Source organism: Castellaniella sp., from assembly GCF_049650445.1.
Taxonomy (GTDB): domain Bacteria; phylum Pseudomonadota; class Gammaproteobacteria; order Burkholderiales; family Burkholderiaceae_B; genus Castellaniella.
The window spans coordinates 54,387-68,458 of the sequence record NZ_JBASAD010000022.1 but is presented as its reverse complement, the minus strand read 5'-3'; the positions used below and the strand labels follow the sequence as shown (position 1 = coordinate 68,458).

General features: G+C 63.0%; 17 protein-coding genes and 1 tRNA gene. 15 read left to right on the top strand and 3 right to left on the bottom strand.

Annotation, left to right across the window (positions count from 1 at the left end):
- Positions 1-132: 132 nt before the first annotated feature.
- Entirely contained in the window at positions 133-1,893 is a 1,761-nt protein-coding gene (locus WA983_RS07760) for a tape measure protein (protein WP_424311838.1), read from the top strand.
- A gap of 101 nt (positions 1,894-1,994) precedes the next feature.
- Positions 1,995-2,645 carry an OB-fold protein gene (locus WA983_RS07755; protein ID WP_424311837.1) on the top strand — a complete coding sequence of 217 codons (651 nt, stop codon included), beginning with the start codon at positions 1,995-1,997 and terminating at the stop codon, positions 2,643-2,645.
- A 36-nt stretch (positions 2,646-2,681) separates the two neighbouring features.
- Here WA983_RS07755 and WA983_RS07750 read toward each other — a convergent pair whose 3' ends face one another.
- Positions 2,682-3,278 (bottom strand): hypothetical protein, encoded by a 597-nt coding sequence (locus WA983_RS07750; RefSeq protein ID WP_424311836.1) that lies wholly within the window; start codon positions 3,276-3,278, stop codon positions 2,682-2,684.
- Between the two features lie 445 nt (positions 3,279-3,723).
- Between WA983_RS07750 and WA983_RS07745 the strand changes: the two genes are divergently transcribed.
- The 9 genes from WA983_RS07745 to WA983_RS07705 all read left to right on the top strand — a co-directional run bounded on the left by WA983_RS07745 (position 3,724) and on the right by WA983_RS07705 (position 11,106).
- Positions 3,724-4,290, top strand: a complete 567-nt coding sequence (locus WA983_RS07745; protein WP_424311835.1) for a phage baseplate protein — start codon at positions 3,724-3,726, stop codon at positions 4,288-4,290.
- The gene (locus WA983_RS07740; protein WP_424311834.1) at positions 4,287-4,619 is read left to right on the top strand and encodes a phage baseplate plug family protein; all 333 of its coding nucleotides are present in this window, start codon (positions 4,287-4,289) and stop codon (positions 4,617-4,619) included. The genes WA983_RS07745 and WA983_RS07740 overlap by 4 nt, the downstream gene beginning before the upstream one ends.
- On the top strand, positions 4,600-5,520 hold the full coding sequence (locus WA983_RS07735; protein ID WP_424311833.1) for a phage protein: 921 nt from the start codon (positions 4,600-4,602) through the stop codon (positions 5,518-5,520). The genes WA983_RS07740 and WA983_RS07735 overlap by 20 nt, the downstream gene beginning before the upstream one ends.
- A complete protein-coding gene (locus WA983_RS07730) occupies positions 5,517-6,206 on the top strand; it encodes a Gp138 family membrane-puncturing spike protein (RefSeq protein ID WP_424311832.1) in 690 nt (229 codons plus the stop codon). Before WA983_RS07735 ends, WA983_RS07730 begins: the two co-directional genes overlap by 4 nt.
- Positions 6,203-6,565 (top strand): hypothetical protein, encoded by a 363-nt coding sequence (locus WA983_RS07725; protein ID WP_424311831.1) that lies wholly within the window; start codon positions 6,203-6,205, stop codon positions 6,563-6,565. The genes WA983_RS07730 and WA983_RS07725 overlap by 4 nt, the downstream gene beginning before the upstream one ends.
- Positions 6,566-6,576: 11 nt before the next feature.
- Positions 6,577-8,025 carry a hypothetical protein gene (locus WA983_RS07720; RefSeq protein WP_424311830.1) on the top strand — a complete coding sequence of 483 codons (1,449 nt, stop codon included), beginning with the start codon at positions 6,577-6,579 and terminating at the stop codon, positions 8,023-8,025.
- Positions 8,025-8,687 carry a DUF2612 domain-containing protein gene (locus tag WA983_RS07715; protein WP_424311829.1) on the top strand — a complete coding sequence of 221 codons (663 nt, stop codon included), beginning with the start codon at positions 8,025-8,027 and terminating at the stop codon, positions 8,685-8,687. The genes WA983_RS07720 and WA983_RS07715 overlap by 1 nt, the downstream gene beginning before the upstream one ends.
- Positions 8,688-8,748: 61 nt before the next feature.
- Positions 8,749-9,732, top strand: a complete 984-nt coding sequence (locus tag WA983_RS07710; protein ID WP_424311828.1) for a hypothetical protein — start codon at positions 8,749-8,751, stop codon at positions 9,730-9,732.
- A 639-nt stretch (positions 9,733-10,371) separates the two neighbouring features.
- On the top strand, positions 10,372-11,106 hold the full coding sequence (locus tag WA983_RS07705) for a DUF4376 domain-containing protein (RefSeq protein WP_424248396.1): 735 nt from the start codon (positions 10,372-10,374) through the stop codon (positions 11,104-11,106).
- Here the strand turns inward: WA983_RS07705 and WA983_RS07700 are convergent.
- Positions 11,089-12,075: a tyrosine-type recombinase/integrase gene (locus WA983_RS07700; RefSeq protein WP_424248397.1), complete on the bottom strand. Its 987-nt coding sequence runs from the start codon at positions 12,073-12,075 to the stop codon at positions 11,089-11,091. The genes WA983_RS07705 and WA983_RS07700 overlap by 18 nt on opposite strands.
- A gap of 88 nt (positions 12,076-12,163) precedes the next feature.
- On the opposite strand from WA983_RS07700, the gene WA983_RS07695 reads away from it, so the two are divergent.
- From WA983_RS07695 to WA983_RS07680, 4 genes are read left to right on the top strand one after another with little or no spacing between them, the layout of a single operon-like run.
- Complete coding sequence (locus WA983_RS07695; RefSeq protein ID WP_424248399.1) at positions 12,164-12,535, top strand: putative holin; 372 nt, start codon at positions 12,164-12,166, stop codon at positions 12,533-12,535.
- A 1-nt stretch (position 12,536) separates the two neighbouring features.
- Positions 12,537-12,797: a phage holin family protein gene (locus WA983_RS07690; RefSeq protein ID WP_424248401.1), complete on the top strand. Its 261-nt coding sequence runs from the start codon at positions 12,537-12,539 to the stop codon at positions 12,795-12,797.
- Positions 12,794-13,324, top strand: coding sequence for a hypothetical protein (locus WA983_RS07685; protein ID WP_424248403.1), 531 nt, complete (start codon positions 12,794-12,796; stop codon positions 13,322-13,324). The genes WA983_RS07690 and WA983_RS07685 overlap by 4 nt, the downstream gene beginning before the upstream one ends.
- The gene (locus WA983_RS07680; protein ID WP_424248405.1) at positions 13,321-13,824 is read left to right on the top strand and encodes a DUF2514 family protein; all 504 of its coding nucleotides are present in this window, start codon (positions 13,321-13,323) and stop codon (positions 13,822-13,824) included. The genes WA983_RS07685 and WA983_RS07680 overlap by 4 nt, the downstream gene beginning before the upstream one ends.
- Before the next feature lie 125 nt (positions 13,825-13,949).
- On the opposite strand, the gene WA983_RS07675 is transcribed toward WA983_RS07680, so the two are convergent.
- Positions 13,950-14,026: transfer RNA gene (locus tag WA983_RS07675), tRNA-Met, on the bottom strand.
- Between the last annotated feature and the right edge of the window lie 46 nt (positions 14,027-14,072).

Genomic DNA, 14,072 nt, shown 5'->3' with positions numbered 1-14,072 from the left:
CATCCTGGCCGGGAAGGTGACGCTGGGCGAGGTCAGGCGCTGCGAAGTTGATCTGACCGATCTCATCACCCTCAATCAGCTACTGGACGCCCAGCAGGCCGCTGAGCATGCGCAAATGGAAAGGAACAAGTAATGAGCGTTGTCCGCGAGCTTGTCACGCTGTTGAGGTATCAGGTGGATCGTACCGGCTTGACTGAATACGCCAAGAAGGCACGCACGGTTGGCCAGCAGGTCTCTGGCGTGGGCCGTGCGGCCATGCAGGGCTGGCGCGAAGGCGTCAACCAGGCGCTGGCCAGCTATGGCCTGGTGCCCGGCAAGGTCATCCAGGGCATCCGCGAACAGCGCCGCCTGAACCGCGAGCAGCGTCAGTCCGCGCGAAACGTCCGCGAGATCGGCGGCGGGTACACGGCGCTGGCAGGGTACATCCGTGGTGCACTGGCCTATGTCGGCGTGACAGCCGCGGCCGGCTTGGCGGATGAGTGGTCTGGCGTCGAGGCGCGCATCGGCCTGGCAACCGACAGCATCGAGGACCAGCAGCGGGCGCTCAAGAGCCTGTATGCCAGTGCGCAGGCGTCTGGCCAAGATTACCTGGCCACGGGAGACCTGTTCACCAGCGTCAGCCGCAACCGCAAGGAACTGGGCTTGGGGCTGGATCAGTCGCTGCAACTGACCGACACCATTGGCAAGCTGCTGACCATTGGCGGCGGGTCGGCCGGCAGCCAGCAGGCGGCACTCACACAGTTGGGCCAGGCCCTGGGCTCCGGCGTGTTGCGCGGCGACGAACTGAATTCTATTCTGGAACAGGCTCCGCGTCTGGCCCAGGCTGTTGCTGATTCCTTCGGCGTGTCGGTTGGACAACTGCGCCAGATGGGCCAGGAGGGCAAGCTCACCAGCAAGGCATTGGCTGGCGGTCTGCTGAAGCTAGGCGAGAGCATCAACGAAGAATTCGACCGCATGCCCAAGACCTTCGGGCGCGGCGCTACGCTGATCCGTAATGCCTGGGGGCGGATGGTCTGGCAGATGAACCGGGCCAGCGCGGCCAGCGCGACGTTCTACGGCCTAGCCAAGCTGATTGCCCAGAACATGACCGAAATCGTCAAGATCGGGGCCATGGCGCTGCTGGCCGCCGGCGTGATGCGGCTGCTGCCGCTGCTGCGGGCGATGCGTGGCGCCTCAATGGCCGCGTTGTGGCCGTTCCTGCGCATGTACGCCATTCTGGAGGCCATCAGGCTGATCGGTGATGATGTACTGACGTGGCTGCGCGGTGGCCAGTCTGTACTGGGCGGGATCATTGGCCGGTCGGAAGAGTGGAAGACGCAGATCGACTGGGTGAAAGGCATCCTGGAGGGCGTGAAGAACCTGATCGGCGATGCCAGCTTGTCCGTGGGCGAGTTTGCCAAGAAGTGGGGGACGGCTGGGCTGGTCATCGCCGGCGTTGCGATGCTGATCGGCTGGATTCCGACAGCTATTGCCGCCGTGGCGCTGATCATCATCCGCTATTGGGGCGACATCCAGAAAGCCGGAGAGGATATCTGGAAGGCGTTCACGGAGGGCGCGGCGCAGTCCTGGGCTGAGGTGAGAGCCAGCTTTCAGCGGTTGCTGGACTGGTTCATTGAAAAGAAAGACGGACTGGTTGGATTCTTTGATGGGCTGGTGCCGGACATCCTCAAGGGGAGCAAACCCGGCCCATCAGCGTCAACTGTTCAGGGAGCTGGGAGCGCTTCGGTTTCAGCCCAGGACAATCGCCAGACGAATATCACGATTCAGGGCGTTGCTGGGAACCCGACTGCCGTTGGTCGAGCGGCAGAGGATGGTGTGCGACGCGGATATGGCTCTGCTGTGCCTGTGATGCCTCCGGGACATCTGACCCCCAACGTCGAGGCGATGCCTTAGAATAAAGCCGAACGCTACAGGAGGAGGGCGATATGCTTTGGCGGTCTTTGTTTCTGACGGTTGGTCTGATTGTGCCCGGAGCGACCTTCGCTGCCGGAGGAATGAACGCCAAGCAAGCCGCGATCTTTGAGTATTATTTCCAGAACGATTTCGGCAGTTTCCTGAAAGGAGCGAGATCGGTATCTGGTGGCATCCTAGATATTGAGCGGGTGACGGCGAAAAAAATCTCCGACGACTATCGTCAGAACGAAGTTCTTGGTGACCAGCAATACTATCGAAAACGCCTTTTGGTGGCTGGCAATGTGAAAGCCATCAAGAGCGGTATGGGGAATTCTCCGTTTCTTGTGCTCGACGGCCCAGAATTCTCTGCTGTTCAGGCAGCGTTCGATGGTGGGTCGGCACCGCGTGTCGCCAAGCTTCGGAAGGGAGCCAAAGTTATGATTGTCTGTCAGGGCGGCGGTATTGTTTTGGGCGCGCCCATGCTCGCCGGGTGCCGATTCGGTGATGAGTTTGAGTCGGATATCAAGGAGAAGATGTTGGGCGCAATTCGTCACCCTGAAAATGACGAATTTGACGGACTTGGCCTGCGGATGGGCGCTCTGCTGTCCGTCTCAGAGGCTCGGCTGGGGGAGAAGACGAGGTGCGGAATCGATCAAAAGGCTTGCGATAAAGAACTTTCTGCCTTGAACAAATCCAAGTCGTTTGATCAGGAGGTGAAGGCGAAGGCCGAGGCGATGAAGGCTAGCCGCTGAAAGGATCGATTTGCTCCACCAGCCGCCTACGGGCGGCTATGAGAGAAGCTTGAACGCCGCACCCAAGGCAGATCCGATTTTTCCGATGGCGTCGGCTTTCTTGCCCGCCGCATCGATAAGTCCACCGGCTTTCTCGAGCATTTCTCGTGCCGATCCGATGATGTCTCTTCCTTGATCGGTTTGCATTGCGGATTTGTAGGCGTCCTTGCTGCTGTGTAGGATTCCGGTAGAGGCTTCTAGTGCCGTTCTGATAGAGCCCACCCCTCTTATAGGGTAGTCTGCGATCGCATCTTCCATGTTTGCGATGTGTTTTTGCATCGATCGTCGCAAAGGGCCTGGGATTTGTCCGGTCGAGATGAGGTTCTTTAGTTTTTCTATAGCGGAAACGAGGTCTTCCATCTCCTCCCTGGAGATCTCCTCTTCCTCGTCTCCTAAATACAATGATGCCCACTGCAGGCAGTCTGTCCTGGGTTTATCAAATGCCTTGAGCAGTGACTGCCAGTTGTCTTTTTGCCGCATAGGGTCCACGGATGATCGCATGTTTGTTAGGTAATTGGCGAATAGTGTCTCAGGGACGCCGCGCTCCCTTAGTTCGTCGTTGAGATCCGCTATCTCATCTTGGATCGTCACCAAGAACCGACTTATCTGATCATTTTCCCAAGACTCCTGATCTGTTAGCGAGCTCAGGACGTTCGGCCACATTTGAATGCCCACGTGCTGTGGATTAGACGGAGATGAGGTCATTGCCTTCGCTAGCCGGGAAAGACGTTCAGCAGAATTCATTGGATCGGAGGTATAGGTAAAAATGACTAATATACGACAATTTGTAAGAATGCGGCTTGCACGCCTCCCTGGAACTACGCGATACGACCACGCGAAGTTCGCGATTGCTAGGATGCTGTTGCCTGCTCATGACCCCGTGGCAGTGGACGCCGTGCTGGTGTCCAACATGCTGACGTCGCGCGGCTACGCCTCTGCGTTGTGGGCGACGCTTCGGTTTCGGTGGGCAAAACGGACGTAAGGCACGGCAGTAAGCAAAGGCGGCTCTTTGGAGCCGCTTTCTTTTTGGATGATCGAAATGGCATTCCTCTCCCTCCTGTTCAATCTGGGCAGCCCCCAGACCATGATCGGCAGCGTGCCTCTGGATGCCTTGCTGACCGAGGACACGGAACTGGCGGCGAATGTCACCGGCTACGCGGTCGAAGATGGCCCGCCGGTGACCGACCACATCACGCAAGAGCCGGAGCGCCTGGCGCTGTCTGGTGTGGTGACGGCGGCGGGCGTTCTGTTACTGGGCGCCGGTGGGCGCTCGAAGCTGATCCAGGCCAAGGAAGCGCTGCGCCAGATCCACAGGGACCGCCTGCCGGTCACCATCGTCACAGGGATGGACATCTATACCGAGTACGGCATGAGCAATGCCAAGATCGGTCGCACCAATGAAGGCGAGAAGATCACTATCACCTGTGAATTCCAGAAGATTCAGAAGGTGAGTCTGCGCCAGGCCGACATCCCGCCGGCCAAGGCCCAGGGCAGCGCCAAGGGAAAAGCTGGACAGACGGGTGCCAAGGGCGGCAAGACCAGCACCGAGTCGGCACAGGCTGAGCCGCCGTCCGACCTGGCCAGCCGCACGGGGTGGGGCAAATGATCCAGATCCCCATGCGTGACCAAAACAGCTTCGTGATCGAGGCTGGCCTGGAGGATGTGACGTTCTTCCTGCGCTTTGACTGGAACAGCGAGGCCGGTATCTGGGTGATGGGAATCGCCAATGCCCGCAACGAGGACATCATCCGTGGGCTGTCGCTGGTGCCCAACACGCCGTTGCTTGAGCAGTTCCGGCATCTGGCCGTGCCGGCCGGCGAGTTTGTGGTCTACGCCAACGACGACGATCTGCGGATCGGTCGTGACACGTTCCTGACTGGCGCCGCTGCGCTCTACTACCTGACGGAGGCCGAAGTTGCCGCGCTTCAATCGTGACTACCGCCTGCTGGTGGGCCATCCGGGCCAGAAGGGCGTGGAGATCGTGCCGCCCATGCGGATCACCTTCGAGGCGGACAAGGACACCAAGGAAGAGCCCAACGTCACGAAGATCCGCATCTGGAATCTGGCCAAAGACACTCGAGAGGCGATGGAGGAGCCCGATACGGTAGCGGCTCTGTATGCTGGCTACGCCGAGGAAGACGGGCCGCTGCTGCTGGCCTATGGCACCGTGGCCGAGGCCTGGACGTACTTCGACGGTCCGGATGTGGTGACCGAGCTTGAGGTGCTGGACGGTTACGCCGAGATCCGCGACACCGTGGTGAGCCTGGGCTATGGGCCGGGCGCGCGCGCCAACACTGTCGCCCGCGACCTGGCCCGCCAGATGGGCCTGCGCCTGAATATGGCCGCCGACGTGCCGGATCGCGTCTGGCAGAACGGCTACAGCTACTACGGTGCCGCCCGAGTGGCTCTGCACAAGATCGTGCAGGGCACGGGCCTGGAATGGTCGATCCAGAACGGCGAGCTGCAGATTATCCCGCGCCTCGGTACCACGCCGCGCCAGGCGTTCGTGCTGGCGGCCGACAGCGGCCTGATCGGGTATCCGGAGCGCATGCGCAAGGGCGCCCGCGAAAAGGCCCGCGTGAAGGATCAGCGAAGCGGCGACAACAAGGACATCGTCTCGGCCAAGCAGCAGATCGACGGCTGGCGGGTCAAAAGCCTGTTGCTACCCACGCTCAATCCCGGCGACCTGGTGAAGCTGGAAAGTCGCACGATCGAAGGATGGTTTCGGATCGAGGCGCTGCACCACACGGGCGACTGGGGCGGGTCAGGCGACTGGCAAACCGAACTGGAACTGGTGGACCGCAACGCGCCGCCACGTAAGAAGGACAAAAAATGAAGGAGCTGATCCAAGCCGCGTTGGCCGAGGTCAACGTTTGCCTGCCGGGCGTCATCGTGGCCTATGACGGCAAGACCGCGACGGTGCGCCCGGCCATGCCCAAGCAGTTGGCCAACGGCCAGACGCTGTCCGCGCCGCAGATCGTACAGGTGCCGGTGTGCTGGCCGATTGCCGACGGCGGCCGCGCCATGGTCACGGTGCCGCTCAAGCCGGGCGACCCCGTGAAGCTGAACTTCAGCCAGCGCAGTCTGGAAAACTGGTTGTCAGGATCCGATCAGGCCCCGGACGACCCGCGCCAGTTCGACCTGTCCGACTGTTTCGCCACGCCGGTCATGCGCCCGGGGCCGGTGGCAGATACTGAGAATGTCTGCATCCAGTACGGGCCTGGCACCATCAAGCTGGCGCCCAGCGGCGACCTGACCATCAACGTGCCCACCATGACCGTGAATAGCCAGACCAACACCTTCAACGCCGAACAGACGACGTTCAACAGCAAAGTGACGGTAAACGGTCTGCTGACCTACACGGCGGGCCTGTCTGGGTCGGGCGGCGGCGCGGGCACCACAATCGAAGGCGGCGCGAACTTCACCGGCGGCGCAATCACACATGACGGCAAGGTGATCGACAGCACCCACAAGCACGACGGCGTCACGCCGGGCGGCGGGCAGACGGGCGAGGTGGTATGAGCGTCGACATCAAACTGGGCCTGGGTCACGACCTGGCCCTAGGCAAGGACCGGGATCTGGTGCTGGCCGACGGCGCGGTCCGCGTGGCACAGCAGATCAAGATCACGCTGCTGACCTTCTTGAGTGAGTGGTTTCTGGATGGCACCTGGGGCGTGCCGTACCTGGAAGCCGTCATGATCAAGTCGCCCAACCGCGCTCAGGTCGAATCCATCATCCGCGCCAAGGTGCGCGACGTGCCGGGTGTGACTGGCGTTCCCACAGTTCAAATCGAGATCGACGCCAAGACCCGCCAAGGCCGCATCACGCTGCCCGGCATCCAAACCGACGAAGGGCCGATCACGGTCAGCGTCACCCGATAGGAAATCATCACATGCCAGATTACGGTGTGACCCCGGCGGGGTTCGTTCGCCCGCGCCTGCCTGAAATCCGGGTCGAGATCATCGAAGTCTTGCGGGCGAACCTGCGCGCCAAGGGCCTGCCCGACGATATCGAGACGCGCCCGGACTCAGTCATGGGGGTACTGATCGACACCTTCGCCGACCGCGAGACTGCGCTGTGGGAGATGGGCGAGGGCGTCTACTATGCCATGTACCCAGGCTCAGCTTCTGGAACATCGCTGGATCGGGCAGTCGCGTTTTCGGGCGTGTCCAGACTGGCTGCCGAGCGCTCCAAGTGCTACGTGATCGTCTATGGGCTGCAGGGTACCCCGGTGCCGGTTGGCGCCCAGATCCGTAATCGCGTCACTCAGTCGCTGTGGGAGACCGCGCAGGCCGCGACGATCAGCGCCCTGGGCGCGGCTGATGTCCGTCTGGTGCCGACCGTGCTGAATAGCACCACGTACACAGTCACGATCAACAGTGTGGCCTACAGCTACACCAGCGATGCAGTGGCGACCATCGGCGACATTCTGGCCGGCCTGGTTGCGACCCTGGCGGCCAGCCCTATGCAGGTATCGAGCGATGGATCGGCGGTCCGGTTGCTAGCCGTGGATGTCGGAGAGGCATCCGTTGAGCCATCAGCCAATCTCGCCGTGGCCACACTGGGCAGCCGAGTCCTGGCGCAGACCATCGACCCTATTGCCGAAACGGTGGGGCCCGGCGACCTGGACACCATTGTGACGCTGGTGGACGGTTGGCAGGCGGTGACGAACCTGGTGAGCGGATCCGTAGGGCGCAGCACTGAGACCGATGCCGAGCTGCGCCGCCGCTACCAGACCGGTGTGTTCCGGTTCGGCGCTGCCACACTGCCCAGCATCGCGCCGAACATCCAGCGCGAGGTCTCCGGCATCCGGGCTATCAAGGTGTTCCAGAACGACACCGACGCGGTCGTGGACGGTCGTCTGCCGCACAGCCTGCATGTTGTCGTGGACGGCGGCATCGAGGAAGAGATCGCGACGGCCATCTACAAGTACAAGGCTGCGGGCATCGACACGAACGGAGCCATTGAGAAGACCGTGACCGCGCTCGAGGGCGACCAGTTGATTCGGTTCGACCGGCCGACCCCGGTCTACGTCTGGGTGAAAGCGGCTCTGACCCTGCTGCCGGCAGCGGAACAGCCGTTTCCGGTCGATGGCTTCGAGCTGGTGGCCGAGTCGATCAACGTGACTGGCCAGGCCCACGAGATTGGCCAGGACGTGATCGTTCAGCGGTTCTTCTCCGGCATCTACCAGACCAAAGGGATTGCTGAGGTGGATCTGCAATTTGCCTTTGCCAGCGACCCGGGCAACATCCCCGCCCCCGGCGACTACTCGGCTGCCAACATCGCTATTGGCGACATCGAGCGGGCGATGTTCGACCCCAGCCGCATCGAGGTGACGTGATGGACCTGCAGCAGCAACACGCGGACATCGCCTGGGGAAATTTCCTCGCGCAGTACGGCAACAGCCCACGCTTGGAGTCGGTCGTGCGCGCCTTGTATGCGCCGGTCCAGGGCCTGCAGGGCGCGCTGCGCCAGCTATTCGAGGACCGGTGGCTGGATACGGCCGTCGGCCAGCAACTCGATGGCATCGGCGAGATCGTCGGCCAGCCGCGCGAGATCGCCGACACCGTCTACGTGAAATTCTTCGGGTTCGATGGGCAGCCTGGGGCCCTGGGGTTCGGACAGGCGCGGTTTCGGCGCGGCTACGAGAAGGCGGTGTCCGGATCGACTCGTCTGCTGGATGCCGAATATCGCAAGGTCCTGTACTGGAAGATCGCCGTCAACAACGGGCACGGCACGGCGCCCGAGATCATCGCCGCGATTCGGCCGATCTTCGACGTTGCCTATGTCCGGATCAAGGATGCCGGCAACGCCAAGGTCCGCATCTGGATCAGCAAAATCCCAGGCCCGAACGATCCGCTGATGGTCAACCCGTACCGCTGGATTCCGCTGGCGGCCGGCGTGGGCGTGCAGATTCTGACCGGATCGACGGAAAAGCCGTTTGGCTTCAGCAACCAGGGATTTTTCGGGTTCGGCGTGGGCGTGATGTCTCGCCGGATCTGACCGTACAGCAACAGCAATACCAGCCGCCCGCCCGGGCGGTTTTTCTTTTTGAGGGCAGCACATGGCAAACGTGGACTTTTTCAGTGCGTTCGAATACGCCTGGGGCGAGAACGGCGCGATCGACACCTGGATCGACACCCAATACAAACTTGGCTGGGCATCGATCGGCAGCGTGCCGCCGAGTGTCGAGCAGTTCAACGCAGTGCATCGTATCGCCGACCAGAAGGCGAACTGGCTGTACGGCCAACTGAAATTGGCCGCCACCGCCAAGGGTGTGACGCTTGCCGCCGGGGACTTGTCTGCGCTGGTGCAGATCCTGGCCGCTACGGCTCCGGACGCCAGCACCACGAAGAAGGGCTTGATCGAGATCGCCACGGAGGCCGAGGCGAAGGCGCTTGCTTCGGCGCTGCTGGCAATCACGCCGGCCACGCTGGGGGCTGTGCTGGCTGATTTCCGTTCTGGCATCCCCGGCGCCACCTTCGCCGAACTCGACTCTGCTACCGCTGATCAGGGCCCCGCAATCTGCACTGACATGGGTGGCTATCTGTACGTCTGGACGACCAGCGCGTACTTCGAGGGCTACCGCAGCGTCCTGTGCGGCGAGATCCCGTCGCACTTCGCGCCGACGCCCCGGGCCTGGGAGATGTCGGCGACGGGCGGCGTGTGGTCCATGTCCGACCCGAAGCAAAAACGCCTGATCGCCCTGTTCCGGGAGCGCGGCCAGGTCGTTGCTGCGGTGGACTGGGCGAAGGGCTGGGGCCGCATTGCGGACCTTGGCGGCGGCGATTGGAAGGCCCCGGATTTGCAGGATGTTTTCCTGCGGATGGCCGGAACTGACGCTGACACTGCGAATGCGAGGCTTGTGGGGACGCGCCAGGCGGATCAGATACGGGCGCACGCTCACGCGGGCTTTACCCCGTACGGAAACGTAGGGGCGGCTGGGACTGGCCGGGTAACGGGAAACAATGACACGGTCACCGGATCTACTGGCGGCGCAGAGACACGGCCCGAGAATATGGCCGTCCTGCCTGTCCTCCTGATCTGACCCCTTACACCAAGATCGCGGCAGCTACCGCAGTAGAGCTTCCGCGAGTCTCTGACGAGATCCGTGGGGTTCCGTGGACACCGTCAGAGACCGCCCCAGTGACGACGTTTGTTGCCCAGACTGTCCCAAGCGCGTTGCCTCCAGAGACATCATTCACCCCTCCGGGGGCCTGGGGAAAACTGTAATTTCCGATCCCTGAAGTCACCGCGCCTGCCGGCTGGCCCTGGATACGGTGCCAGTGGCCCTGACCAGCGTCAGCTTGAAACATCCCTGTGAGTCTCGCATTCGCAGCAAGGCAGTCACTCAGACCAGCACGACGGCGGAGACAGCACTACTGGCGCTGCGCGTTTCCGATGACGCGCGGACTACCCGGGAGGCGTCCAATGTGATGCCGCGGTAGTAGTTTGCGCCGGCGGTTCCGGCCGGGCCCGTGCCAGTAGCTGTGCCCTTCACCATAAGAGCCCCGGTGGTGCCAGAAGGACTAAAAAATCCAGTGCTGCCGCCTTCTTGGGAGGCAGCCCCTGTGATGTTTTGCAGAGCATCCGCCTGGTACGCCCCAGCCAGCCTTGGATTCGCAGCCCTGCAGTCACTTTCCTTTTTCCAAACCATTTGCCCCGTAAATGCGGGGCTGGAGTCGTTATGCTTACCGTCTACCAGATTAATGATCAGGCCCTGCTGCAGGGCGATGCGCCGTATGCGCGTGAGGCCCCCACGAAGGGGCATCTGCAGGTCTTGGTCGAGCCGCCGGCGGTCCCGGCCGGGCACGTCACTCGTTGGGTGACCGCGCTGCATCCGGTCGTCGATACCAAGGCCTACGGCGACCCGAGCACCGGATCCTGGGAAGTCATCGAGGACCATCGCAAAGACACGCTCTGGCTGGGCCACGGGAAGCTCTACACGCTGAGCGAGGATCACGATGGCCAGGTGTACGACGGCGTCGGGCCGGTGCCTGGCTGGCTGCACACGGAAGAGCCGCCGGCGCCGGAGCCGACGTCGACCGAACTGCGCCAGGCCAAGCTGCAGGCCGCCACGGATCAGCGGTGGGCGGTCATGACGGGCGGCATCACGCTGCAGACCGGCGTGCGCGTGGGTACGTCGATCGACGACCAGAATCGCATCACATCGGTCGTGGCCAATGCTGCGCTGGCCGGTCTGCAGGATACCGATGAAGTCGATTTCAAGGCCGAAACCGGGTGGGTGCGCGTCACGGTCGCGGATGTGAAGCAGATCGCGGGCGCAATCGGGCAATTCGTGCAGGCGTGCTACACGGCCGAACGCGTGCACCACGACGCCATCGAGGCGCTGCCGGATGATCGCGCCGTCATCCAGGTCTACGACGTCATGACTGGCTGGCCTTCAGGCGGCCAGGCGTAGCTGCTCAGATTGCCAGCGGCCGAGTTTGGAGCGCATGAGCTGCTGGGCCAGGTCTCTGCCTCTGGGGTTGTAGTACCGCATGAGCATCCTCGTGTCCCTGTGGCCGGTGACCTTGGCCAGGGCGTGCGCGGGGTAGACGTCGGACAGCATCGTCGTGGCCTCGTGGCGCAGGTCGTGCAGCCGCAGGTCGACGAAGTAGGCCCGCACCGGACGGCGGCCGTGCCGCTTGCACAGGACCTCGTATTGGCGGCGAGCTCGATCGCGGGCCCGGGCAAACGCGCGGGTCATCGCCCCAGCCGTCACGCTGAATATCCTGCCGCGCATCGGGCGACCGGCCAGCCATCGGCGCAGGGCGTCACGGGCAAACGGGGATAGCGGCACGTAGCGGGTGTCGCCGTTCTTGGTGTCTGTGAGCGTCACCACGCCGTGCGTCAGATCGATCTGCTCGCGGCGCAGCATGACGATCTCGGATCTCCGCATACCGGTCTCGACGGCCAGCCGCAGGATCGTGGGCAGGGCCTCAGAGCGGGTGGCGCGGATGATCCAGTCGAGCTCGCTGCGCGGGCATTCCGCAGGCGACAGGCCGTTCAGCCGGATCCGGGTGAAGAGCCGTCGGTCGCGGGCGTCGTCTACCACCGGCCGGGTGACCAGCTGCACAGGGTTGGCCAGCCACGTATAGCCCCATTCTTTGCGTGCGACGGTGTACAGGTGCGAGATCAGTGCCAGGCGCCTATTGACGGTGCCCGGCTTGCGATCTTGCAGCCATTCGTCGCGCAGGCGCTGTAGGTCAGCCGGCGTGACCCTGGCCAGGTTGCGGCTGGCCAGGGTTGTGCGCAGCCAGATCCGCGCCACGGATTGCTCCTGCAGATGGCTTTTCTTCCGGGCCGACACTTCGGCCAGGTAGCGCTCCAGGGCCTGGGCGAGGGTGGGGAGATTGCGCACCAGGCGCAGGCGGCGACGGTCGTTCATGGCGGGCAAAAGACCCGTTGTAGGCCACGCAACAAAGTATTTCAACAATGCCCGTACTCGATGCGGGCTTTTTTTATGGGAGTTTGGAATGGCAGAACCTGCATCGAGTATCGCAACGGCTGGGGCCGTGGCTGCCACCGTGAGCCTGACGGCGCTGCTGACCCAGTTGGATCCCGGCGCCGTGGCCGGGGCATTCGCCGGAGCCGTGACGTTTGCGCTGACGGCAAAGGATACGGCTCGCGTGCCGCGCGTTATCTACGCGCTGGTGTCTCTGGTGGTTGGCTACGCGGCCGTGCCGGATGTTGCCGCGCTGTCGCCTATCCAGTCGCCGTTCATCGCTGCGTTCCTGGTGTCGGCGCTGGTCGTACATACCACGATCACCGTGATTGATCGGATCAAGACAGTGAGTTTTCGTGAGGTCTGGGACTCGCTCGTGTCCGCGTTTCGCAAAGGAGGCTGACATGGCCGCGCACATCATTTTGCTGGCAAATCTGATTTCGGTAGCCGTGCTGATGTGCTACCGACGCGGGGGCAGTCGGTACAAGCCGTGGATCTCGATCCTGGCGTATCTGCTTCTTGTGTCGCTGGGCGGCCAGGCGATCGACGTATCGCTCAACGCCGGCGGCGCGTCGGCTTGGGATGCGGCTGTGTCGGTGCTGATCGCTGTCATGGTCGTGCGGGCGCGAGGGAATGTGGCGGCCATGGCGAGGTGTGGACTATGAGCAATCAAATGGCGGCGTTGCCGATGACGCCGCAGGTATTCGTCGGCGAAATCATGGAGCCCGCTCTGGATCTGCTGCCGGCGAAGATGGGCTCGATCGAGGCGCGCATCATGCTGCTGGCCATCGCTCTGCAAGAATCCGGGCTGGCGCACCGCTGGCAGGTCGTGGACCGGTCGCGTCCGTGGATCAAGGGCCCGGCTCGGGGTCTGCTGCAATTCGAGCGCGGTGGAGGCGTCAAGGGCGTGCTGACGCATGCGGCCAGCCGGGATTATGCCGCCGACGTGTGCCTCGCGCGCGGCGTCGTGGCTGCGCCCCAGCAGGTCTATGACGCCCTGGACCGGGACGACATCCTGGCCGTGGCGCTCGGCCGACTGTTGCTGTGGACCGATCCGCGCGCGCTGCCGGCGGTGGGTGACCATCTGGGCGCCTGGAACCTGTACCAGCGAGTTTGGAGGCCCGGGCGGCCGCATCCGAACACGTGGCTGGGCCATTACCGTGCGGCCTGCGCTGCGCTGGGGGCGGCATGATCGCCGCTGCTATTCGTGCCCTGGCTGGCTGGAAGGGCTACGCGGCCGCTGGTCTGGCCGGGGCTCTGATCGCCGGGCCCGCCGCGTGGACAGTCCAAGGCTGGCGCTACGACGCCAAGATCTCGGGCATGGAGCGCGACCAGGCGCAACAAATCGCAGACGCCCAGGCGCTGGCCAGGGCAACGGAACAGCGCCGGTGGACGGTGCGCGAAGGAGTTATCAATGATGCCAAGGAACAGGCCGCCGTTGCGGCTGCTGATGCTGATCGCGCCCGTGCTGCTTCTGAGCGCCTGCGCCAGCAAGTCGCCCGTCTCCGTGCCGCCGGCCGAGATCCCGCCGCTGCCGGCGGAAGCCAGGGTCAGTCAGGTGCCGACACCCTCGATCTGCTCGTCGGGCTGCTCAGCGGGCTGGACGAGGCTGGTCGAGACGTCAGTGGATTCGCTGACCGGGTCCAAATAGCTGGACTGGCTTGCGAGAGGGCCTACGAGTCGCTGCGGTGATCTCAGACGCAAAAAAGCCCGCTCGGTGGCGGGCATCGGCTGCGAGTTATTAGACACTGTCTAATAACTGGTCTGATGTGGGCAAGAAAAAGGGCCTAGGTTTTCACCTAAGCCCTTGATAATTCTGGTGGCGCATCCCTGATTCGAACAGGGGACCTGCGGATTATGATTCCGTCGCTCTAACCAGCTGAGCTAATGCGCCAAAGCACGCAATTATAGGGGGGGAATTCCAAGCATGCAAGTCACCA